The organism is Streptomyces sp. NPDC059668 (assembly GCF_042734135.1).
Taxonomy (GTDB): Bacteria; Actinomycetota; Actinomycetes; order Streptomycetales; family Streptomycetaceae; genus Streptomyces.
The window spans coordinates 67,193-86,083 of the sequence record NZ_JBHWEL010000033.1 but is presented as its reverse complement, the minus strand read 5'-3'; the positions used below and the strand labels follow the sequence as shown (position 1 = coordinate 86,083).

Annotated in this window: 21 protein-coding genes and 1 pseudogene; 10 read left to right on the top strand and 12 right to left on the bottom strand. The window is 72.5% G+C overall.

All coding sequences use genetic code 11. From position 1 onward, the window contains the following. Window positions 1-196: 196 nt before the first annotated feature. Complete coding sequence (locus tag ACFV2J_RS23625; protein WP_385084187.1) at window positions 197-424, bottom strand: DUF3263 domain-containing protein; 228 nt, start codon at window positions 422-424, stop codon at window positions 197-199. Window positions 425-471: 47 nt separating this feature from the next. Further along, window positions 472-1,704 carry an ABC transporter substrate-binding protein gene (locus ACFV2J_RS23620; RefSeq protein ID WP_385084189.1) on the bottom strand — a complete coding sequence of 411 codons (1,233 nt, stop codon included), beginning with the start codon at window positions 1,702-1,704 and terminating at the stop codon, window positions 472-474. Between the two features lie 171 nt (window positions 1,705-1,875). On the opposite strand from ACFV2J_RS23620, the gene ACFV2J_RS23615 reads away from it, so the two are divergent. From ACFV2J_RS23615 to ACFV2J_RS23605, 3 genes are all read left to right on the top strand, one after another. After that, window positions 1,876-2,826: an ROK family protein gene (locus ACFV2J_RS23615; protein ID WP_385084149.1), complete on the top strand. Its 951-nt coding sequence runs from the start codon at window positions 1,876-1,878 to the stop codon at window positions 2,824-2,826. Next, a complete protein-coding gene (nagA, locus tag ACFV2J_RS23610) occupies window positions 2,826-3,971 on the top strand; it encodes an N-acetylglucosamine-6-phosphate deacetylase (protein ID WP_385084151.1) in 1,146 nt (381 codons plus the stop codon). The genes ACFV2J_RS23615 and nagA overlap by 1 nt, the downstream gene beginning before the upstream one ends. Before the next feature lie 116 nt (window positions 3,972-4,087). Beyond that, window positions 4,088-5,017, top strand: a complete 930-nt coding sequence (locus tag ACFV2J_RS23605; protein WP_385084153.1) for a 1-phosphofructokinase family hexose kinase — start codon at window positions 4,088-4,090, stop codon at window positions 5,015-5,017. 111 nt (window positions 5,018-5,128) lie between these two features. On the opposite strand, the gene ACFV2J_RS23600 is transcribed toward ACFV2J_RS23605, so the two are convergent. After that, complete coding sequence (locus ACFV2J_RS23600; RefSeq protein ID WP_385084155.1) at window positions 5,129-6,124, bottom strand: CBM35 domain-containing protein; 996 nt, start codon at window positions 6,122-6,124, stop codon at window positions 5,129-5,131. Between the two features lie 128 nt (window positions 6,125-6,252). Further along, complete coding sequence (gene cdgB / locus ACFV2J_RS23595; protein ID WP_385084157.1) at window positions 6,253-7,944, bottom strand: diguanylate cyclase CdgB; 1,692 nt, start codon at window positions 7,942-7,944, stop codon at window positions 6,253-6,255. A gap of 372 nt (window positions 7,945-8,316) precedes the next feature. On the opposite strand from cdgB, the gene ACFV2J_RS23590 reads away from it, so the two are divergent. Continuing rightward, a complete protein-coding gene (locus ACFV2J_RS23590; protein ID WP_385084159.1) occupies window positions 8,317-8,880 on the top strand; it encodes a flavin reductase family protein in 564 nt (187 codons plus the stop codon). Window positions 8,881-8,971: 91 nt separating this feature from the next. Here the strand turns inward: ACFV2J_RS23590 and ACFV2J_RS23585 are convergent, their stop codons facing one another. The 5 genes and pseudogenes from ACFV2J_RS23585 to arfB form a co-directional block, all read right to left on the bottom strand. Continuing rightward, window positions 8,972-9,202, bottom strand: a complete 231-nt coding sequence (locus tag ACFV2J_RS23585) for a hypothetical protein (RefSeq protein ID WP_385084161.1) — start codon at window positions 9,200-9,202, stop codon at window positions 8,972-8,974. Then, window positions 9,199-9,558 (bottom strand): sigma factor-like helix-turn-helix DNA-binding protein, encoded by a 360-nt coding sequence (locus ACFV2J_RS23580; protein ID WP_385084163.1) that lies wholly within the window; start codon window positions 9,556-9,558, stop codon window positions 9,199-9,201. The genes ACFV2J_RS23585 and ACFV2J_RS23580 overlap by 4 nt, the downstream gene beginning before the upstream one ends. 124 nt (window positions 9,559-9,682) lie before the next feature. Beyond that, window positions 9,683-10,039: pseudogene (locus tag ACFV2J_RS23575) on the bottom strand (sigma factor); the annotation flags it as partial. 76 nt (window positions 10,040-10,115) lie between these two features. Continuing rightward, a complete protein-coding gene (locus tag ACFV2J_RS23570; protein ID WP_385084165.1) occupies window positions 10,116-10,397 on the bottom strand; it encodes a hypothetical protein in 282 nt (93 codons plus the stop codon). A 122-nt stretch (window positions 10,398-10,519) separates the two neighbouring features. Beyond that, window positions 10,520-10,954, bottom strand: a complete 435-nt coding sequence (gene arfB / locus ACFV2J_RS23565) for an alternative ribosome rescue aminoacyl-tRNA hydrolase ArfB (RefSeq protein WP_266699963.1) — start codon at window positions 10,952-10,954, stop codon at window positions 10,520-10,522. Between the two features lie 198 nt (window positions 10,955-11,152). Here arfB and ACFV2J_RS23560 point away from each other — a divergent pair, with 198 nt between their 5' ends. After that, window positions 11,153-11,728, top strand: a complete 576-nt coding sequence (locus ACFV2J_RS23560) for a TerD family protein (protein ID WP_148009033.1) — start codon at window positions 11,153-11,155, stop codon at window positions 11,726-11,728. Between the two features lie 293 nt (window positions 11,729-12,021). Next, entirely contained in the window at window positions 12,022-12,567 is a 546-nt protein-coding gene (locus tag ACFV2J_RS23555) for a GNAT family N-acetyltransferase (protein WP_385084167.1), read from the top strand. A gap of 4 nt (window positions 12,568-12,571) precedes the next feature. Here the strand turns inward: ACFV2J_RS23555 and ACFV2J_RS23550 are convergent, their stop codons facing one another. Both ACFV2J_RS23550 and ACFV2J_RS23545 read right to left on the bottom strand, forming a co-directional pair. Further along, on the bottom strand, window positions 12,572-12,946 hold the full coding sequence (locus ACFV2J_RS23550; protein ID WP_385084169.1) for a VOC family protein: 375 nt from the start codon (window positions 12,944-12,946) through the stop codon (window positions 12,572-12,574). Window positions 12,947-13,060: 114 nt separating this feature from the next. After that, a complete protein-coding gene (locus ACFV2J_RS23545) occupies window positions 13,061-14,506 on the bottom strand; it encodes a M1 family metallopeptidase (RefSeq protein WP_385084191.1) in 1,446 nt (481 codons plus the stop codon). 7 nt (window positions 14,507-14,513) lie between these two features. On the opposite strand from ACFV2J_RS23545, the gene ACFV2J_RS23540 reads away from it, so the two are divergent. Then, the gene (locus tag ACFV2J_RS23540; RefSeq protein ID WP_385084171.1) at window positions 14,514-15,014 is read left to right on the top strand and encodes a hypothetical protein; all 501 of its coding nucleotides are present in this window, start codon (window positions 14,514-14,516) and stop codon (window positions 15,012-15,014) included. Window positions 15,015-15,129: 115 nt separating this feature from the next. On the opposite strand, the gene ACFV2J_RS23535 is transcribed toward ACFV2J_RS23540, so the two are convergent. Then, the gene (locus ACFV2J_RS23535; RefSeq protein WP_385084173.1) at window positions 15,130-15,837 is read right to left on the bottom strand and encodes a pentapeptide repeat-containing protein; all 708 of its coding nucleotides are present in this window, start codon (window positions 15,835-15,837) and stop codon (window positions 15,130-15,132) included. A 125-nt stretch (window positions 15,838-15,962) separates the two neighbouring features. Between ACFV2J_RS23535 and ACFV2J_RS23530 the strand changes: the two genes are divergently transcribed. The 3 genes from ACFV2J_RS23530 to ACFV2J_RS23520 all read left to right on the top strand — a co-directional run. Further along, window positions 15,963-17,129 carry an NAD(P)-binding protein gene (locus tag ACFV2J_RS23530; protein ID WP_385440404.1) on the top strand — a complete coding sequence of 389 codons (1,167 nt, stop codon included), beginning with the start codon at window positions 15,963-15,965 and terminating at the stop codon, window positions 17,127-17,129. Between the two features lie 49 nt (window positions 17,130-17,178). Further along, window positions 17,179-18,159 (top strand): zinc-binding dehydrogenase, encoded by a 981-nt coding sequence (locus ACFV2J_RS23525; protein WP_385084177.1) that lies wholly within the window; start codon window positions 17,179-17,181, stop codon window positions 18,157-18,159. 115 nt (window positions 18,160-18,274) lie between these two features. Beyond that, window positions 18,275-18,891: MFS transporter (locus ACFV2J_RS23520; protein ID WP_385440414.1), on the top strand; the 617-nt coding region annotated here is incomplete at its 3' end.

The following is an 18,891-nucleotide window of genomic DNA, read 5'->3' as shown; positions in this document are numbered from 1 at the left end:
CCCCTGGACCCCCGATTCGCCCGAAGGGCTCGTCCTCACACGCCGGACGGGCTGGGGATCTCCGGCGCGGGCTCGCACCATCAGCCCGTCCGGCGCTTGAGGACAAGGCCCTTAAGGCCGGTACGGGGGTCTGGGGGCGGAGCCCCCAGGAACGGGATGGGACGGGTAGGGGCGGCGGGGGCGAAGAACCCCCGGGTCAGCGGTCGTCGCGGCGACCCGCCCGGATCCGGCGGAGCCGGTTGACCGTGATCGGATCGTGGGCCAGCGCCCGCGGATCATCGAGCAGGGCGTTGAGAAGCTGGTAATACCGCACCGGCGCCAGCCCGAGCTGCTCCCTTATCGCCCGCTCCTTCGCCCCGGGCCCGGCGAACCCCCGCCGCTCCATGGCGAGAACCGCCCGCTCCCGCGCCCCGAGCTCCTCCATGGACGTCATGGAAAGCACCGTAACCCCCACCGCCGACACCCGGTCCCTCAGTCCCTGCTGTCCCTGATGGTCGCCGTCCGCTGCAGCGCGCCGAGCACCCCGGCGGGGCTGCCGTCCGGAGCGACCGCCTTGCCGATGTCCCGCTTGATGTCCGCGCTGACGGACGCCCAGGAGGTCTTGCCCACCGGGTAGAGCTGCGCGGTGGGCAGCTCGTCGAGGAACGAGGTGAGGTCCTTGTCGTTCGCGTCGGTGCTCATCGCCTGGGACGCGGACGTCGTCACCGGCAGCAGGTCGTAGCGGTGGGAGAAGGCGAGCACGTTCTTCTCGCTGTAGACGTAGTCCAGGAACGAGCCGATCTGCTCGCGGTGGCCGTTGTGCTTGAACGCCATCATCCAGTCGGCGACGCCCATCGTCGCCTTGGCCCGGCCGTCGACGCCCGGCATCGGCACCATGCCGAACTTCACGCCCTTGTCGGCCGCCGCCTTCATCAGGGTGGGGTGCCCGTTGAGCATCCCGACCTCGCCCCGGGCGAATGCCGCGAAAGCGTCCGCACGGTTCAGCTTGGCAGGTGCGACGGGTCCGGTGAGCCCCTTACCGACCAGTTCGTTCTTGAGCCAGGTGAGGGTGTCGACGTTCTCGGTCGAGTCGAGGTGGTACGTGCCGACGTCGTCCGTGTAGCTGTCGCCGCCGCTCAGCAGCCACTGCATGGTCTCCGCCTGCGCCTCCTCCGGGCCCAGCGGCAGCGCGTAGGGGAACTTCACGCCCCGCGACTTGAGCGCCTGGGCGTCGGCCGCGAGCTCGCTCCAGCTCTGCGGCGGCGTGAGGCCGGCGTCGGCGAAGAGCTTCTTGTTGAAGAACAGCAGCCGCGTGGAGGCCGCGAACGGCATGCCGTACTGCACCCGGTTCATCTGGCCCGCCTCGGTGAGCTGGGAGACGAAGTCGGCCTGGACCGGGATGGAAAGCACCTGATCGGCGCTGTAGAGCTGGCCCTTGGCCGCGTAGTCGGCGTACGCGCCGATCTGCGCCATGTCGGGGGCCCTGCCCGCCGCCACCCGTTCGCCGACCTTGCGGTCGACATCGGTCCAGGGGTACACGGTGACCTCGACACGCACGCCCGGGTGGGCGGTCTCGTATCCCTTGACCACCGTGTCCCAGTACTTCTGGGAGCTGTCGGCCTTGGAGTCGCCGTAGTCGGCCGCCACGAGTTCGAGGGTCACGTCTGCGGACCCGTCCGAGCTGCCGCAGCCCGCGAGGGTCGCCGTCATGCCCAGCGCGGACATCGCCGCGACCAGTCCTGTCCTACGTCGCTGCACCCTGTTGTCTCCCACCCCTGCGCGGTGTTGCCGTCTTTGCTTCTGCGTCCATTGCATCCGTCTCGGAATGCGGATACAAGGTCTACACCACGTGAGTGGACTAGACCTCTCCTGGGGTAAGGGGCGAGACTGTTCCCCGTGAGACATGTCATCGCCCTCGATGTGGGCGGCACCGGGATGAAGGCCGCCCTGGTCGGGCCGGCGGGCGAGCTGCTCCACCAGGCCCGCCGCGCCACCGGCCGGGACCGCGGCCCGGACGCCGTGGTCGGCGCGATCCTCGACTTCGCGGCCGAGCTGCGCGCCCACGGCGAGCGGCGCTTCGGCACACCCGCGGCGGCCGCCGGGGTGGCCGTCCCCGGCATCGTCGACGCCGACAGCGGCACCGCCGTCTACTCGGCCAACCTCGGCTGGCGCGACGTACCGCTGCGCCGGCTGCTCGGCGAGCGGCTGGGCGGGGTACCGGTGGCCCTCGGGCACGACGTGCGCACCGGCGGCCTCGCGGAGGGCCGGATCGGCGCGGGACAGGGGACCGACCGCTTCCTGTTCGTCCCGCTCGGCACCGGCATCGCGGGCGCCATCGGCATCAACGGCACGGTCGAGGCGGGCGCGCACGGCTTCGCCGGCGAGATCGGCCACATCGTCGTACGCCCCCAGGGCACCGCCTGCCCGTGCGGACAGCACGGCTGTCTGGAGCGGTACGCGTCCGCGGCGGCCGTCAGCGAGGCCTGGGCCGGGGTCTCCGGATCCCCCGACGCCGACGCGGCGGACTGCGCGAAAGCCGTGGAGTCGGGGGACGCGCGGGCCGTACGGGTCTGGCAGGACGCCGTCGACGCGCTCGCCGACGGTCTCGTCACCGCGCTCACCCTGCTGGACCCGCGCACCCTGATCATCGGTGGCGGTCTCGCCGAGGCCGGGGACACCCTGTTCACACCCCTGCGGGCCGCCGTGGAGCGACGCGTCACCTTCCAGAAGCTGCCGTCGGTCGTCCCGGCGGCCCTCGGGGACACGGCCGGCTGCCTGGGCGCCGGCCTGCTGGCCTGGGACCTGCTCGAATCTCCCCTCACCGACCGCTCGGAGGTAACCACCTGATGGCCCCTAGCAAGGTTCTCTCCGGTGCCAGGGTGGTCCTGCCCACCGGAGTCGTGGACGGCGGACGCGTGATCGTCGACGGCACGCGCATCGCCGGGAGCACGGCCGAGGACACCCCGGCCACCGATCTGTCGGGCCACTGGCTCGTCCCCGGCTTCGTCGACCTGCACAACCACGGCGGCGGCGGCGCCTCCTTCACCTCCGGCACCGTCGAGGAGGTCCTGCGGGGCGTGCACACGCACCGGCTGCACGGCACCACCACGGTCGTCGCCTCGACCGTGACCGGTGACATGGACGGCCTGGCACAGCGCGCCGGACTGCTCTCCGAGCTGGCCGAGCAGGGCGACATCGCGGGCATCCACTTCGAGGGCCCGTTCATCTCGCCGTGCCGCAAGGGCGCGCACTCCGAGGAGCTGCTCCGCGACCCGGACCCGGCCGAGGTCCGCAAGCTGATCGACGCCGCGCGCGGCCGGGCCAGGATGGTCACGCTCGCCACCGAGCTGCCGGGCGGCCTCGACTCCGTGCGCCTGCTGGCCGAGCACGGGGTGATCGCCGCGATCGGGCACACGGACGCGACGTACGAGCAGACGGTGGAGGCCATCGACGCCGGCGCGACCGTGGCCACGCACCTGTTCAACGCGATGCCCCCGCTCGGCCACCGCACGCCGGGCCCGATCACGGCCCTGCTGGAGGACGAGCGGATCACCGTCGAGCTGATCAACGACGGTACCCATCTCCACCCGGCCGCCCTCCAGCTGGCGTTCCATCACGCGGGCGCGGGCCGGGTGGCGTTCATCACGGACGCCATGGACGCGGCGGGCTTCGGCGACGGCCGCTATCTGCTCGGTCCGCTGGAGGTCGAGGTCAGCGAGGGCGTGGCGCGACTGGTGGAGGGCGGCTCGATCGCGGGCTCCACGCTCACCCTGGACCGCGCCTTCCAGCGGGCGGTCACGCTCGACCGGCTGCCGGTCGAGGACGTCGTCGCGGCCCTGTCCGCCAACCCGGCCAAGCTGCTCGGCGCGTACGACACGGTGGGCTCGCTGGAGCCGGGCAAGGACGCCGACCTGGTGGTCCTGGACGCCGACTTCGCGCTCAAGGGCGTGATGCGGAAGGGCGATTGGGTGGTCGATCCCCAACTGGGCTGATTCATCCGTTTGTTGCCGTGCGGCGGTCGGCCCGGGGGACTGGGCCGACCGCCGTCGCGTTTGGCATGATCGTGCCTCCGGAACTGTCGGCAAGCGCATCGGGGGAGGTCGGCCAGGTGATCCTCACGGTCACACTGAACACCGCGGTCGACATCACCTACCGCGTACGGTCCCTGCGGCCGCACAGCTCGCACCGGGTGACCGAGGTGACCGAACGCCCCGGCGGCAAGGGGCTGAACGTGGCCCGGGTGCTCGCCGCCCTCGGCCACCGGGTGACGGTCACGGGCTTCACGGGCGGCGCCACCGGCCGCTCCCTCCAAGAGCAACTCACCGGCTGCGCGGGCCTGGTGGACGCGCTGGTCCCGGTGGCCGGCCCGACGCGCCGCACGATAGCCGTGGTCGACACCACGACGGGTGACACCACCCAGCTCAACGAGCCCGGCCCGCAGATCACCCCGGCGGAGTGGGCGGCCTTCCAGGAGTCGTACGAGCATCTGCTGCGCTCCGCCTCGGCGGTGGCCCTGTGCGGCAGCCTGCCGCCGGGGGTGCCGGTGGGCGCCTACGCGGGGCTGGTCCGCGCGGCCCGCGCGGCGGCCGTCCCGGTCCTCCTCGACACCAGCGGCGAACCGCTGCGCCGGGGGGTCGCCGCCCGCCCCGACATCGTCAAGCCGAACGCCGACGAACTGGCCGAACTCACCGGCTCCCACGAGCCGTTGCAGGCCACCCGTGACGCCCGCAGGCGCGGCGCGCACGCCGTGGTGGCCTCGCTGGGCCCCCAGGGGCTGCTCGCCCACACGGCGGAGGGCTTCTGGCGGGCCACCCCGCCCCGGCGCGTGCACGGCAATCCGACGGGCGCGGGCGACTCGGCGGTCGCGGGCCTGCTGTCGGGCCTGGTGGAACACCTGCCCTGGCCGGACCGCCTGGCACGAGCGGTCGCCCTGTCCGCGGCGACCGTACTGGCCCCGGTGGCGGGCGAGTTCGACCGGGAGACGTACGAGGAACTGGTGGAAAAGGTGTCGCTGACCGGGGAGATCAACGCGGCCTGAAACGGACCGGCGCTCCCGGCGTCACCTCGGCTGCCGCCGGAGGCCGGCACCTCGGCTGCCGCCGGAGGCCGGCACCTCGGACGCCCGCCGGGGCCGGGACACCCCGGGAACTCAGCCGCCGGACTTGACCCAGCCGTTGACCAGCCACATCTGGTCGATGAGGGCGTCGCACTGGTTGCCCTGCTCGCACGAGAGCTTGATGGTGTTCGTGCCCTTGTCGAGCTGGATCCAGTTGTAGGTCTTCGTCCAGCCCTTCGCGTAGTCGCCCGCGGCACCGCCCGCCCAGTTCTTCAGGCCGACGGGCGTCTTGGACGCCGTGCCGTTGACCGTCAGGGTGGCCGTGCCGTCCTTGCCGGGGACGCTGTAACCGACGTACACGCTGTACTTGCCGGACTTGGGGATGCCGTTGACGGTCCAGGTGACGGCGGCACCGGCCTGGTTGAAGCCGGTCACGTAGACGCCGCCGTCCGCCTTGGCGCCCTTGACGTCCGACGCGGTGGCGGTGCCGCCGTCCAGCCGCAGGGCCTTCGCGTCGATCGTCGGCAGGTCCTCCTCGGCGGCGGCGCTGTTGCTGTTCGAGGGGCTCGGCTCCGAGCTCTGGGCGGCCGTGGGGGACGAGCCCGCCGCGTCACCGGTCTTGTCGCCGTTCGAGTCGCCGCCCATCATCGCGACGCCGATGCCGATGACGACGGCCGCGACCACGGCGATCGCGCCGATCAGCAGGCCCTTGGTGTTCGGGCCGCGACCGCGGCCGCCACCGGACGACTGCCGGGAGCCGGGGGCACCGCCGGGGACCGTCTCGGGTGCCGCGTAGTGGGCGTTCGGCTGGCCGTAGCCGGGCTGCTGCTGGTTGGGCTGGCCGTAGGCACCCTGCTGCGGGACCTGGCCGTAGGGCGCGGTGGGCGCGGCCTGCTGCTGACCGTAACCGGCCTGCTGCTGACCGTACTGACGTTCGCCGACCGCCCGCACCCGGTTGACCGAGCCCGGGTAGCCGTAGCCGCCACCTCCGCTGGGCGGGGTGGCGCCGTTGGCCTGACCGTCGGCGTACAGGTAGCCGAACGGGTCGTCGTCCTCGGGCGTGCTCGCGCCGTTGTTGCCGGGCGTCATCCCTAGGTACTCCTCAACAGGTGCGGTACAGATGCGGTACACGAAATGAAGCACGTGAAGGGCGAGCCTACCCGCTCCCAGGGGGCCAAACGGGTGGCCTTCACCGCATCAACCCACTGACCTGTGACTTATCCGGCACGCCGATGCTGTTTGGGACGAGACCGTTTCTCCACGTACATCCGTTCGTCAGCGGATTTCAAGACCTCGTCCGCCGTCATGCCGCAGTGTGCCCATCCGATGCCGAAGCTGGCGCCCACCCGGACCGCCCGTCCGTCGATCCGGATCGGCGGAATGATCGCGTTCCGCAGCCGTACGGCGAGGTCCGCCGCGTCCGCCCGGCCGAGGCCGTCGGCGAGCACCACGAACTCGTCACCGCCGAGCCGGGCGACCGTGTCGCCGTCGCGGACACCGTTGGTCAGACGCCGGGCGACCTCGATGAGTACGGCGTCGCCCGCGTTGTGCCCGAACCGGTCGTTGATCGACTTGAAGCCGTCGAGGTCGCAGAAGAGCACCGCGAGCCCCTTGGCGCCGTCGTCCGTCTCGCCCTCGGGCGCGATGGTGTGCACATGGTGGTCGAAGGCGTCGTACGCGACCGCGCCCGGCCCGAAGTCGAAGCCGTGCGCGGCGGCGTGCCCGTCGAAGCCGCCGTGCTCGGCCGCCTGCTCCGCGTAGGGCCCGTGGCCGTAGGCGGCGTCCAGCGACTCGACCGCGCCGGGCTGGAGGGCCTGTGGGCGCTGGCACAGCCGGGAGCCGAGGCGGGAGCGCAGCTCCGCCGAGTTCGGCAGGCCGGTCAGCGAGTCGTGCGAGGCGCGGTGGGCGAGCTGGAGCTCTCGGCGCTTGCGCTCCTCTATGTCCTCGACGTGGGTGAGCAGGAAGCGCGGGCCGTCGGCGGCGTCCGCGACGACGGAGTTGCGCAGGGAGACCCAGACGTAGGTGCCGTCGCGGCGCCCGAGCCTGAGCTCCGCGCGGCCGCCCTCGGCCGAGGTGCGCAGCAGCGTCCCGATGTCCTCGGGGTGCACGAGGTCGGAGAAGGAGTAGCGGCGCATCGCGGAGGCGGGGCGGCCGAGCAGACGGCACAGGGCGTCGTTCGTGCGCAGGATGCGGCCGTGCTGGTCGCCGCCCATCTCGGCGATGGCCATGCCGGAGGGCGCGTACTCGAAGGCCTGGCGGAAGCTTTCCTCGCTGGCGCGCAGTGCCTGCTGCTCACGTTCCAGGCGGACCAGGGCGCGCTGCATGTTGGCCCGCAGACGCGCGTTGCTGATCGCGATGGCGGCCTGGAAGGCGTACATCTGCAGGGCCTCGCGGCCCCAGGCGCCGGGCTGCCGCCCGTTGCGCGGCCGGTCCACGGACAGGACGCCGATCAGTTCGCCCGTGTTGCCGCCGACGCCGGGCGTGTACATCGGCGCGAAGAGGCGGTCGGAGGGGTGCCACTCGTCCTCGAAGCGGGGCGCGGGGCCGTCGGTGTACCACTGCGGCACGTCGTCGTCGTCGAGGACCCAGCCCTCGGTGTGCGGTATGAAACGCAGGTCGCCCCAGGCCTCGCCCATGTTCAGCCGGCGGTCCCAGGACTCGCGGGAGCCGACGCGGCCGGTGATCAGCGCCTCGGCCGCGGAGTTGCCGGCGAGCGCGGCGACCACGAGGTCGCCGTCGGGGCGTACGAGGTTGACACACGCCAGCTCGTAGCCGAGGCCCGTGACCACGCCGTCGGCGACGGTCTGCAGCGTGTCCGCCAGGCTCCGCGCGGTGTTCATGTCCGCCATCACCTGATGCAGCTGCCGCAGGGTCGCAAGACGGACGTAGGGCTCCGACTCGGTCTCCATTCGCCCTCCCCTCGAGACCTCGCAGCAACTCCAGGGTTGTCTTCGGCGTACCTGGTTCTCTGTACCGGTTCTCTGTACCTGAGTTCTCTTGCGTGTACTGGTTGGTAGCTTCTCGCTCAGCTTCCCCGCCACTGAATCACAGCGCGCTGCCCACTCGGTACACAGGGTCAACAAAATATGGCTCCTGTGACTCAAGTCACAGCGTAAGATGAACAATTGAGTGGGGTTTCTGCATTTTCCCCGTGTGTTAACTGAACACATATTTAGATGCCGTGCAGACACTGTGAGCGGTTGTGTCCGCCCTGGGACCTAGGACCCGGCTCGGACCGAGGTCCGATGTGGACGCCCCGGGTCGGAGACTAGCGTTTCGGCGTGCTGAACACTCCCCCTGCCGTTCCCTCCGCCCCCTCCGTGCATGCTGAGGGGGTGAGCAACGACGAGTTCCGCGCCGCCATGTCCCGGCTGGCCGCGGGCGTGGTCCTGGTGACCGCGCACGAGCCCGCGCTGGATCCGGACGGACCCGGCGGCGAGGACGTCGGCATGACGGCGACGGCGTTCGTGTCCGTCTCCCTGGACCCGCCGTTGGTCCTCGTCAGTCTGCGCGAGGGCTCGCGCATGGACGACCTCCTCGACGAGCAGCCGCTGTGGGGCGTCTCGGTGCTCGCCGAGAGCCAGCGCCACATCGCCGGCCGCTTCGCCATGAAGGGCCGCATCAGTGACCGTCTCCTCTTCGAGGACATCCCGTACGTCCGCGGGGAGGTGGCCGGGGCGCCCCTGGTGGGCGGCGCCCTGGCGACCCTGGAGTGCCGCACCGAGCAGCGGGTCACGGCCGGCGACCACACGCTCGTCGTCGGGCGGGTGCTGACGGCCTCGGTACCGAGCGCGGACGGCGGCCCGCTGGTGCACTTCAAGGGGCGCTACCGGCAGCTGGGCTGACGCCCCGGAAGCCGCGGCGCCAGGGCTGCGCCCCGAACGCCGCCGCCTCGGAGTCCGGCACCCGCGGGGCCCGGCGGCCGCCGGCCAGGGGCTACCGGTCGAGGAGCGTGACGTCCACCCCGGCCAGCCGCCGTGGATCGTCGAGGATGTCGATCACCGCGATCCTCCCCCGCACGATGGTGAAAGCGAGGACACCGACGGGGCGTCCCTCCTCGATCACCACGACCCCCGCGGCGCCGTTGACGAAGGCGGGCCGCGCGGCTCGGGCCAGACGGGCGAAACGGCTCGCGTTCGAGGCCACGTTCACCGCGCCGGTCGTCACACCGGGAGAGCCAGCGTGCGTCCCGCATGCCGAAGTCGTTCCCGAGCCCCGCCCTCGGACCGCGCCACCACGTCCGGGTCGAGCACCGCGACGAGAGCCGTGAGGTCACCCTCCCGCGCCGCCGCGAGGAACGCCTCCACGACCTCCCGCTGCCGCGCCAGGTCCGGATCGGGTGCCGGGGCCCCGCCCTGGACACGGCGCCTGGCCCGGCTGGCGAGCTGGCGGGAGGCCGCCGGGGTACGGCCCACGAGAGGCGCGATCTCGTCGAAGGGCACCGCGAACAGGTCGTGCAGCACGAAGGCGAGCCGTTCGGCGGGCGTCAGCGTCCCCAGGACCACCAGCCGCGCGATACCCACCGAGTCGGCGAGCAGCGCCTCCTGCTCGGGGTCGACGCCGCCGAAGGGGCCTGAGGACCGGCTCGGGCATGCGCACCCCGGGCCCCTCCTCCAGCGACTCCTCGCCGCGGGTCCTGCGGGAGCGGAGCATGTCGAGACAGACCCGGCCGACGACCGTCGTCAGCCAGCCGCCGAGATTGCCGACCCGGCCTGCGTCCGTGCGGGCGAGCCTGAGCCAGGCCTCCTGGACGGCGTCGTCGGCCTCCGCGAGCGAGCCCAGCATGCGGTAGGCGACGGCGCGCAGACGGCCGCGATGCGATTCGAAACGCTCGGCGAGGAATTCGTTGCCGTTCCCGGCGCCGCTCACCGCGCCACTGCCGCTTTCCTTCGCTTTCGCATTCCCGGACGAGTTCTCGTCCGGGTTCTCGCCCGTGTTCTCGGCCGTGTTCCGACAGTTCCCGTTGTTCTCGTTGTTCTCGTTCAGAAATTCGCTGTCGCTCATCCGTCACGTCTCCCCGTCGGGCCCGCGGTCCTTCGTCCGTCGGTGGATTGACGGATCGCGGGCCCGGGATGTGACGTCAGGCCTCCGGCACGGCGCTCAGCCGCAGTCGGCCGGGGTCCTCCGCCCGCTCCACCTCGACCTCCGTCACGGAATCGTCGCCGAAGCGAAGGGTGAAGTACGGGCTGGCCTCGATCAGGAACTGCATGTCCTCCCGGGCCCCCCTGTCCAGTGGCGGCGAGACGACGGCCTCCCACGCCCGGGAGCCGGGCCCGGCCGCCAGCCGGACGGGGATCCGCGCCAGGCAGCTCGATCGGTTGGCCCACCACTCCAGATGCGCTCTGTCCTCATTTCCGTCCATTCCCCGAGCGTAGCCAGGAGTGGCCGACTCGGCCCGCCGCTCAATACGCGTACGGCACCGGGCGTTTCGCACGGCACCCCCGGAGCGGCCCTCGGAGCCCGGTGGCCGGAACGGGGCGGCCCTCAGCCCCAGTCGCGCCCGGAACGCCCGCGCTTGGTGTCCGAGCGCTGCTTCTTCTCGCGCAGCCTTCGCTCGTTGATACCCCTGGGGATACGGGTGGCGCGGCGCGGCTTGGGCGGCACCGTCGCCTCGGCGAGGAGCGAGGCCAGCCGTACGGCCGCGGTCTCCCGGTTGCGCCACTGCGAACGGTGCTCGGAGGAGCGCACGCTGATCACGCCGTCGACGAGCCGCCCGGCGAGCTTGGCGAGCGCCCGCTCCTTCCAGACCGGCGGCAGCGCCTCGGTCTTCGCGAGGTCGAACCGCAGCTCGACCTGCGAGTCCGTGGTGTTGACGTGCTGGCCGCCCGGCCCGCTGGACCGCGAGAAACGCCACATGAGCTCGGCCTCCGGGAGGGAGACGGAGCCGCGGATGACATAGGGACCGGACATGGGGTTCATGGTCCCCCGGATGTCCGGTCCACGTCACCCGTTTTTCGCGCGGGGGTCCGTCCGCCGCAAAGGTAAAGAAAGTAAAGACAGCCGGAACCTTCGGCACCCCTCTTGGCGTTCTTAGGGGTAGCTGTAGCTTCGTGGCCGTACGAAGCCCAAACGTACGGGCACACCGCACGTACGCAACGAGGGAAGGGACTCCCAACAATGGCTGTAAGCCTGTCCAAGGGTGGCAACGTCTCGCTCACCAAGGAGGCTCCGGGCCTGACCGCCGTCACCGTGGGCCTCGGCTGGGACGTCCGCAGCACCACGGGCACCGACTTCGACCTCGACGCCTCGGCCATCGCGGTCAACCAGCAGGGCAAGGTCTACTCGGACGCCCACTTCGTCTTCTTCAACAACAAGCAGACCCCGGACCAGACCATCGTCCACACCGGTGACAACCGCACCGGCGAGGGCGCCGGCGACGACGAGGCGATCAACGTCAACCTGGCGGGCCTCCCCGCCGACGTCGACAAGATCGTCTTCCCGGTCTCCATCTACGACGCGGAGACCCGCTCGCAGAACTTCGGCCAGGTCCGCAACGCCTACATCCGCATCGTCAACCAGGCCGGCGGCACGGAGATCGCCCGCTACGACCTCTCCGAGGACGCGGCGACGGAGACCGCGATGGTCTTCGGCGAGCTCTACCGCAACGGCGCGGAGTGGAAGTTCCGCGCGGTCGGCCAGGGCTACGCCTCGGGCCTGGCGGGCATCGCCCAGGACTTCGGCGTCAGCGTCTGACCCGTACGCGCGCGAGTCGGCAGAGCCCCTGACCCGGGAAACCGGGCCGGGGGCTCTGCGCGTGGACGGGCAGGGCCCCGGCCCCCGTCATCCGTACCTGGGGGCTCCGCACCCCCGTTCGGCCTGAGCGGCCTCGTCCTCAAACGCCGGACGGGCTGAAAGACATGCACCACCCGGCGCAGGCCCGCACATCCAGCCCGTCCGGCGCCTGAGGACGAGCCCTTCGGGCGATGCGGCGGCCCAGGGGGCGGCGGAGCCGTCCCCGTCCGACCCCGACGGCTAGCCTGCACCGCGTGATCCTCGAATCCCTGCCCCTCACCCCGGACCACGACATCCCGGGCGCGCTCCTGACCGAACTCACCGCCCTGCACGTCTCCAACCGCGAATTCAACGCCCTGAGCGGCGACTTCCCCGACCCGGACGACATCCGCCCGGAGCAGGTCGCGGAGGCGCTCGCCGAGGAGGCGGCCCAGCCGGGGGTGGAGTTGCTGCTCGCCCGTGGCGCCGGACGGCTCGTCGGGTTCGCCATCACGCTGGCGCACCATCCCGACCCGGCCGATCCGGACCCGTGGATCGGCCTGCTCCTCGTGGACGCCCGCGAGCACGGCAAGGGATACGGCAGGGCACTGGCGGCCGGTGTCCAGGAGCGGTTCCGGGCCACCGGCCGCGCCGGCGTGCGTCTCGCCGTCCTCGACAACAACCCCAAGGGCCTCGCCTTCTGGACCGCCCTGGGGTACGAGGTGATCGACCACCGCGAGGACCGCCGGCTGGGCCGTCCGTGCGCGGTGCTGCGCAAGGCACTGGACTCTCCCGGCCCCGACCGGGCGGACACTCCCTAGGAGTTCACGCGCCCGGGAGGAAGAGGCAGAACAGGTGGCCGTGAGGGTCACGGAGGACCCGTACGTCCTTCTGGGGCTGGTGCTCCTCCAGCGTCGCGCCCAGGGCGCGGGCCCGCTCGGTCTCCGCCTCCAGGTCGTCGACCTGGAGGTCCAGGTGGGCCTGCATCTGCTGGGTGCCCGGGCGTTGCGGCCACACGGGGGGCGTGTGGCCGGTCTCCAGCTGGAAGCTGAGGCCGGGGCGTTCCTGTTCGGGGGCCCGCAGGCGGACCCACGCCGGCTCGCGGTCGACTTCCTGCCAGCCCAGCAGGGCCCGGTAGAAGTCGGCCAGCGCCGGCGGATCGGGAGTACCGAGAACGAAGGCACCGAGCGTCGTCGTCATGTCCCCCACCCTGCCCCCGGGGCTCGCCCCCACGCATCCGCCCGCGCACGGCGGACCCGCTGCCGGTCCCGGAGCGCCGCGCCCCGCCGGCGGGAAGAGCCCGTCTAAGGGCGTCTAAGGGCTATCCGGTCTGCCCTCGCCGTACAGCCAGTCCTTCCAGATGCGGCCGAAGTCCTTGCCCGGCGCCTTCTTCTCGACGTACGCGGTGAAGTCGGCGGTCGTCGCGTTGCCGTGGCGGTGGGTGGCGGCCCAGCCCTGGATGATGTCGTAGAAGGCGTCGTCCCCGACGGTCCTGCGGATCTTGTGGAGGACCATGGCGCCGCGGTCGTAGACGGGGCTGTCGGAGATGTGGGCCGCGCCGGAGGGCCTGGCGGGCGGGAAGTCCCAGATCGCCTTGTTCTCGGCGGCGTCGTCGTAGTGGTCGCCCCGGTAGAGGGCGGCGAAGATCTCGTCGGCCGTGTCGCCGTCGTGGTCCTCCTGCCAGAGCCACTCCGCGTACGTGGCGAAGCTCTCGTTGAGCCACATGTCCTGCCAGGACGCGGGGGTGACGGAGTCTCCGTACCACTCGTGGGCCAGCTCGTGGACCAGCGTCTCGATGTCGGGGGCGCCGGGGAAGACGGGGCGGTTCTGGGTCTCCAGCGCGTAGTCGGCGACGCCGGGGCGGACGACGATCGCGCCGGTCGAGGAGAACGGGTACGGGCCGAAGTTGTACGCCTCCCAGTCCATGATCTCCGGAATGCGGGCCAGCACCTTCGCGCTCGCGGCGGTCTGCGTGGGGTCGACGGCGACGTACACGGGCAGACCGCTCTTCGTCGCGCTGCGGGTGATGTCGAACGCCCCGACGGCGAGCGTCGCGACATAGCTCGCCATCGGCTCGGCGGTGTGCCAGGCGAAGGTCCTCCGGCCGTCGGCGGCCGTCGTCTCGCTCCTCAACTCCCCGTTGGAGACCGCGCTCAGGCCCTCGGGGACGGTGATCGTGATGTCGTACGACGCCTTGTCCGAGGGGTGGTGGTTGCCGGGGAACCAGGTCATCGAGCCGACGGGTTCGCCGAGGGCGACCGCTCCGTGGGCCGTGGGCAGCCAGCCCTCCTGGGAGCCGTCCGGGTCCGTGAGCGTCTCCGGGGTGCCCGCGTAGCGAACCGTGGTGCGGAACGTCTCGCCCTTGCCGAGGCCGGTGCTCGGACGCACCGTCAGCTCCTGGCCCGCCCGGCTCCAGCGGGCGTCCCGGTCGCCCACGGAGACTCCGGTGACGTCCAGGCCCTTCAGGTCGAGGTTGAAGGCGTCCAGGCTCCGGGTCGCCCGCGCGGTGATCCGGGCGGTGCCCCGCAGCCGTTTGCTCCCGGGGTCGTAGGAGAGCGTCAGGGCGTAGTGCGTGACGTCGTAGCCGCCGTTGCCCGCCTTCGGGAAGTAGGGGTCGCGCAGCCCCGGAGTACCTGCCGTGCCGTCCCCGCCACCGCCGTCGCACGCGGTGAGCGCGCAGGTGAGGGCGAGGGCCAGGGCGCAGGGGACGATCACGGAAGATCGGGGCACGTCAACGATCCTACGAGGCCGTGACACCATCACGTACGTGCTCGACATCGGCTACGCCCTCTCCAACCGGTTCCCCGACCCCCCGCAGACCGACTACCGCCGCGCGGACGTCCACGCCCTGCGGCACGACCTGTTCTGCGGCGACGTGTACCTCGCCGACACCAAGGCGGACCGGGAAGTGTCGACGGCCTGGGGATGGGTGCCGGTGCTGGACTTCGCGTGGGCGCTGTGCGACATCGTGGAGCAGCTGGACCGGGATCCGCACGGCAGCCGGGCCTCCCGCCCCCAGCACGCCGAGCTCGACTTCACCGAGTCGACGGACCGCATGCTCTTCGAACGCCGCTTCGGCTGGGTCGACATCGAGGCCGACTGGATGCACCGCGACGAGGAGCCGCTGACCTTCTCGCACTCCGCGCTGCGCCGGGAGGCCCGCGACTTCCTGCACGACCTGATCGCGGACCTCACCGACCTGCACGAGGAGCTCGGCGAGAACCCGGCCCTGTGGACCCTCCAGGCCCGCTTCCCCCGCGTGACCTGATCCCACGGGGCCCTGTCCGGTCTCCTCCCGGACTTCCCCCTCGGTTCTCCCTCGGTTCTCCCTCGCGGCTCTCGTCTCCCCCCCCCTCAGCCCGCCTTTCGGCTCGCCCGGGCCCTCACGCCCCACCCGCGTCGCCGTGCACCCGCACGCCCAGCGCCGCCGCCAGCACCGGTGCCAGGTCGAACAGCTGGGCCGGGCTGATCACCGCGCCCGACAGGCGGTCCACGCCCCGCGCGATGTCCAGCTCCGCCGCGCGGCGCAGATCCACGTCCACCAGGGTCGCCGCGGTGAGGTCGGCGCCCTTGACGACGCAGTCCACGAATTCCACGCGCTCCAGCCGGGCACCCCCGAAGTCCGGCTCCACCAGCACGCAGCCCTCGAAGACGACGTCCTTGAGGCGGGCCTTGCGCAGGTTCAGATAGTCGATCTTGCCGCCGCGGATCAGTACGCGCTCCAGGACGGACCCGTGCAACTGCACGCCGCCCAGGCGGGCGTCGACCAGCTCGACGTCGCGCAGGGTCGACTCGGCCAGATCGGTGCCCACGCCCCGTATGCCCGTCAGGACCGAGTCCAGGACGCGCGCGTGGTGCAGGCGTGTCTCGTCCAGCGCGCACCCCGTCAGGGCGCAGTCCATGAAGCGCGCGCCCCCGCCGTCCTGCCCGGCGAAGTCGGCCTCCCGGAACTCCAGCCCGTCATAGTCCCCGTCCGGCTCCAGCGCGGAGCCCTCGTGGGGCTCCAGCGGCGGCAGCCGCACCTCGGGCCGCCGCGCCCCCTTCACCGCCCCGCTCGCCCTGCCCGTCCCGCCCGCCGCTCTGCGCACCATGCCCCCATCCTGCACTCCCCCACTGACAACACCTCCGACCTGCGGTGCCGTCCCCCCATGTCACATTCCGGCCCCGCGGACAGTCGTACCGGCAAGACGACCCCGACCGCAGGGAGAGGCCAACCATGCACCACCTGACCGTCATCGGCGGCGGCCTCGCCGGACTCACCGCCGCGATCACCGCCGCCGAGGCAGGCGCCAGGGTCACGCTGTACGAGGCCCACCACACGCTCGGCGGCCGGGCCCGCACCGCCGACGGCCCGTACCGGACGAACAACGGCCCGCACACGCTGCACGGCGGCGGCCCGCACTGGACCTGGCTCAAGCAGCGCGGCCTCACCGGACCGCTCGCCCCCGTACCGGCCCGGGAGGCCGCGCGACTGCGCCTGCACCACCGGGGTGTGCTGCGCCGCACCCCGCCGCTCGCCCTGATCGGACTGCTGCGCCGGGACGCCCGGCAGGCGCCGGTGGACGCGGACTTCCTCAGCTGGGCGAGCGCGCGGGCGGGCGAGGAGGGCGCCCGCGCCGCCGCGCACTACGCGGCCGTCACCCTGTTCCACCACGATCCGGGCGCGCTCTCCGCGGCCTTCGTGCAGGAACGGCTGCGCAGGGCCGCCCGGCTGCCCGCGGAGGCGCGCCATCCGCGCGGCGGCTGGGCGACCGTCGTCGACCGCATGGCCGCCCGCGCCTGGAACCTCGGCGTCCGGGTGGAGACCCTCGCCCGCGTCGACACGCTCCCCGAGCGTCGCGGTCCGGTCGTCGTCGCCACCTCCCTCGACTCCGCACGCCGTCTCCTGGGGGACGATTCCCTCACCTGGACGGGCGGCCGGACCGCCCTCGTCGACCTGGCCCTGCGCACCCGGCGCGGCGACCCCTACGCCCTCTCCGACCTGGACGCACCAGGCCGGCTCGACCGGCCCACGGCGCGGGACCGGACCCTCGCGCCGCCCGGGGAACAACTCGTCCAGGGGCAGATCCCGATCGCTCCGCACGAGTCCCGCGGCGACGGCACCGCCCGCGCCGAACACCTGCTCGACCTCGGCTTCGAGGGCTGGCGCGAGCGCGTGACCTGGCGGCGGGACGCGGTGGCGCTGGGGCGCACGGGTGCGGTCGACCCGCCGGGCACCACCTGGCGCGACCGCCCGGCGCTCGACCGGGGCGACGGCGTCTATCTGGCGGGGGACCAGGTGGCCGCCCCCGGCATGCTCTCGGAGGTCTCCTTCAACAGCGCGCTCGAAGCCGTCGCCCTGGCCTTCGGCATCCGCGAACGCCTTGACCTCAAGCACGCTTGAGGTCGAAAGCTGGGTTCCTCACCGCCCGCACCCCCGAGGAGCCCTCCCGATGCACGCCGTCCGCCTGCACACCTTCGGCCCGGCCGAGAACCTCGTCTACGAGAGGACCGAGGACCCCGAGCCGGGTCCGGGCCAGGTCCGTGTCGCCGTGGCCGCGGCGGGCGTCCAACTCCTGGACGCCGCCCTGCGCGAAGGCGCCCGGGGCCCCGCGCCCGCCCCCGCCACGCTCCCCACCGTCCCCGGCCGCGAGGTCGCCGGCACGGTCGAGTCGCTCGGCGAGGGCGTCCCCGGCCACTGGCTGGGCCGACGGGTCGTCGCCCACCTCGGCTTCGCGCCAGGCGGTTACGCCGAACTGGCCGTGACCGACGCCGACCGCCTGCACGAGATACCGGGGAGTCTCGACTTCGCCCAGGCCGTCGCCATGATCGGAACGGGCCGTACGGCGATGGGGATCGTGCGGTTCGCCGAGTGGGGCCCGGACACCGTGGCCCTGATCCCGGCGGCCGCGGGCGGCATCGGCACCCTTCTCGTGCAGTACGCACGGCACGCGGGCGCCACCGTGATCGGCGTCGCGGGCGGTCCGCGGAAGGTGGCCCTGGTCCGGGAGAACGGCGCCCACCTGGCCGTCGACCACCAGGACGGCACCTGGCCGGCGCGGGTCCGCGAGTACCTCGGCCCCCGCGCGGCGACCCTCGTCCTCGACGGTGTCGGCGGCGCCACCGCCCGCGCCGCCGTGGACCTGCTCGGCCCCGGCGGCAGGCATCTCGTCTTCGGCTGGTCCGCCGAGGGCATCCGGGACGGCGGACCGCTGATCGTGCCCGGCGTGACCGAACAGGTGCTCGGCCCCGCCATGATGCGCCGGGCGGGCGGCCCAGACCCCCTGCGCACCCTGGAACTGCACGCCCTCGCCGAAGCCGCCGCCGGCCGCCTCACCCCGGCCCTGACCCGCTTCCCGCTCGCCTCGGCGGCCGCCGCCCACCGCGCGCTGGAGACCCGCGCCACCGTCGGCAAGGTGATCCTGGAACCGTGAGCGCAGGCCCCCGCCGAAAGGTGCGCCACCCACCGATCCATGGTCTTCTGAGCAGGTGAGTGTCACCCGAACAGGTGAACCCGCAGACGCCGATCCCCACCGCTGGTGGGCTCTGGTGATCATCGCTCTGGCCCAGTTGATGGTCGTCCTGGACGCGACGATCGTGAACATCGCGCTCCCCTCCGCACAGCGTGACCTGGGCATGTCCGACGGCAACCGTCAGTGGGTCATCACCGCGTACACCCTGGCCTTCGGCGGCCTGCTCCTGCTCGGCGGCCGGATCGCCGACCTGGTCGGCCGCAAACGCACCTTCGTCATCGGGCTCGTCGGCTTCGCGGCCGCCTCCGCGCTCGGCGGCGGTGCCACCACCCCCACCATGCTCTACGGCGCCCGCGCCCTCCAGGGAGCCTTCGCCGCCGTCCTCGCGCCCTCCGCGCTCAGCCTGCTGACCACCACCTTCACCGACCCGAGGGAACGCGGAAAGGCCTTCGGCATCTACGGCGCCCTGGCGGGCAGCGGCTCGGCGATCGGACTGCTCGCGGGCGGACTGCTGACCGAGTACCTGAACTGGCGCTGGTGCCTGTACGTCAACATTCCGATCGCCGTCGTCGCGGTCGTCGGCGCGACCACCCTGCTGCGCGACCGCCCCCGCCCCCGGGGCGGCCGCCGCCACGTCCCCGGTGCCCCGCGCGGCTGGCGCGGCCACGTCGCCATCGTCTACGGCGTCAGCGA

Coding starts and splice junctions, on each gene's coding strand:
- ACFV2J_RS23625 (WP_385084187.1), bottom strand. CDS start 424: ATGGAGGAGCTCGGGGCGCGGGAGCGGGCGGTTCTCGCCATGGAGCGG.
- ACFV2J_RS23620 (WP_385084189.1), bottom strand. CDS start 1,704: ATGTCCGCGCTGGGCATGACGGCGACCCTCGCGGGCTGCGGCAGCTCG.
- nagA (WP_385084151.1), top strand. CDS start 2,826: ATGGCCCCTAGCAAGGTTCTCTCCGGTGCCAGGGTGGTCCTGCCCACC.
- ACFV2J_RS23600 (WP_385084155.1), bottom strand. CDS start 6,124: ATGACGCCCGGCAACAACGGCGCGAGCACGCCCGAGGACGACGACCCG.
- cdgB (WP_385084157.1), bottom strand. CDS start 7,944: ATGGAGACCGAGTCGGAGCCCTACGTCCGTCTTGCGACCCTGCGGCAG.
- ACFV2J_RS23570 (WP_385084165.1), bottom strand. CDS start 10,397: ATGGACGGAAATGAGGACAGAGCGCATCTGGAGTGGTGGGCCAACCGA.
- arfB (WP_266699963.1), bottom strand. CDS start 10,954: ATGAACCCCATGTCCGGTCCCTATGTCATCCGCGGCTCCGTCTCCCTC.
- ACFV2J_RS23560 (WP_148009033.1), top strand. CDS start 11,153: ATGGCTGTAAGCCTGTCCAAGGGTGGCAACGTCTCGCTCACCAAGGAG.
- ACFV2J_RS23550 (WP_385084169.1), bottom strand. CDS start 12,946: ATGACGACGACGCTCGGTGCCTTCGTTCTCGGTACTCCCGATCCGCCG.
- ACFV2J_RS23545 (WP_385084191.1), bottom strand. CDS start 14,506: ATGGTGTCACGGCCTCGTAGGATCGTTGACGTGCCCCGATCTTCCGTG.
- ACFV2J_RS23535 (WP_385084173.1), bottom strand. CDS start 15,837: ATGGTGCGCAGAGCGGCGGGCGGGACGGGCAGGGCGAGCGGGGCGGTG.
- ACFV2J_RS23530 (WP_385440404.1), top strand. CDS start 15,963: ATGCACCACCTGACCGTCATCGGCGGCGGCCTCGCCGGACTCACCGCC.
- ACFV2J_RS23525 (WP_385084177.1), top strand. CDS start 17,179: ATGCACGCCGTCCGCCTGCACACCTTCGGCCCGGCCGAGAACCTCGTC.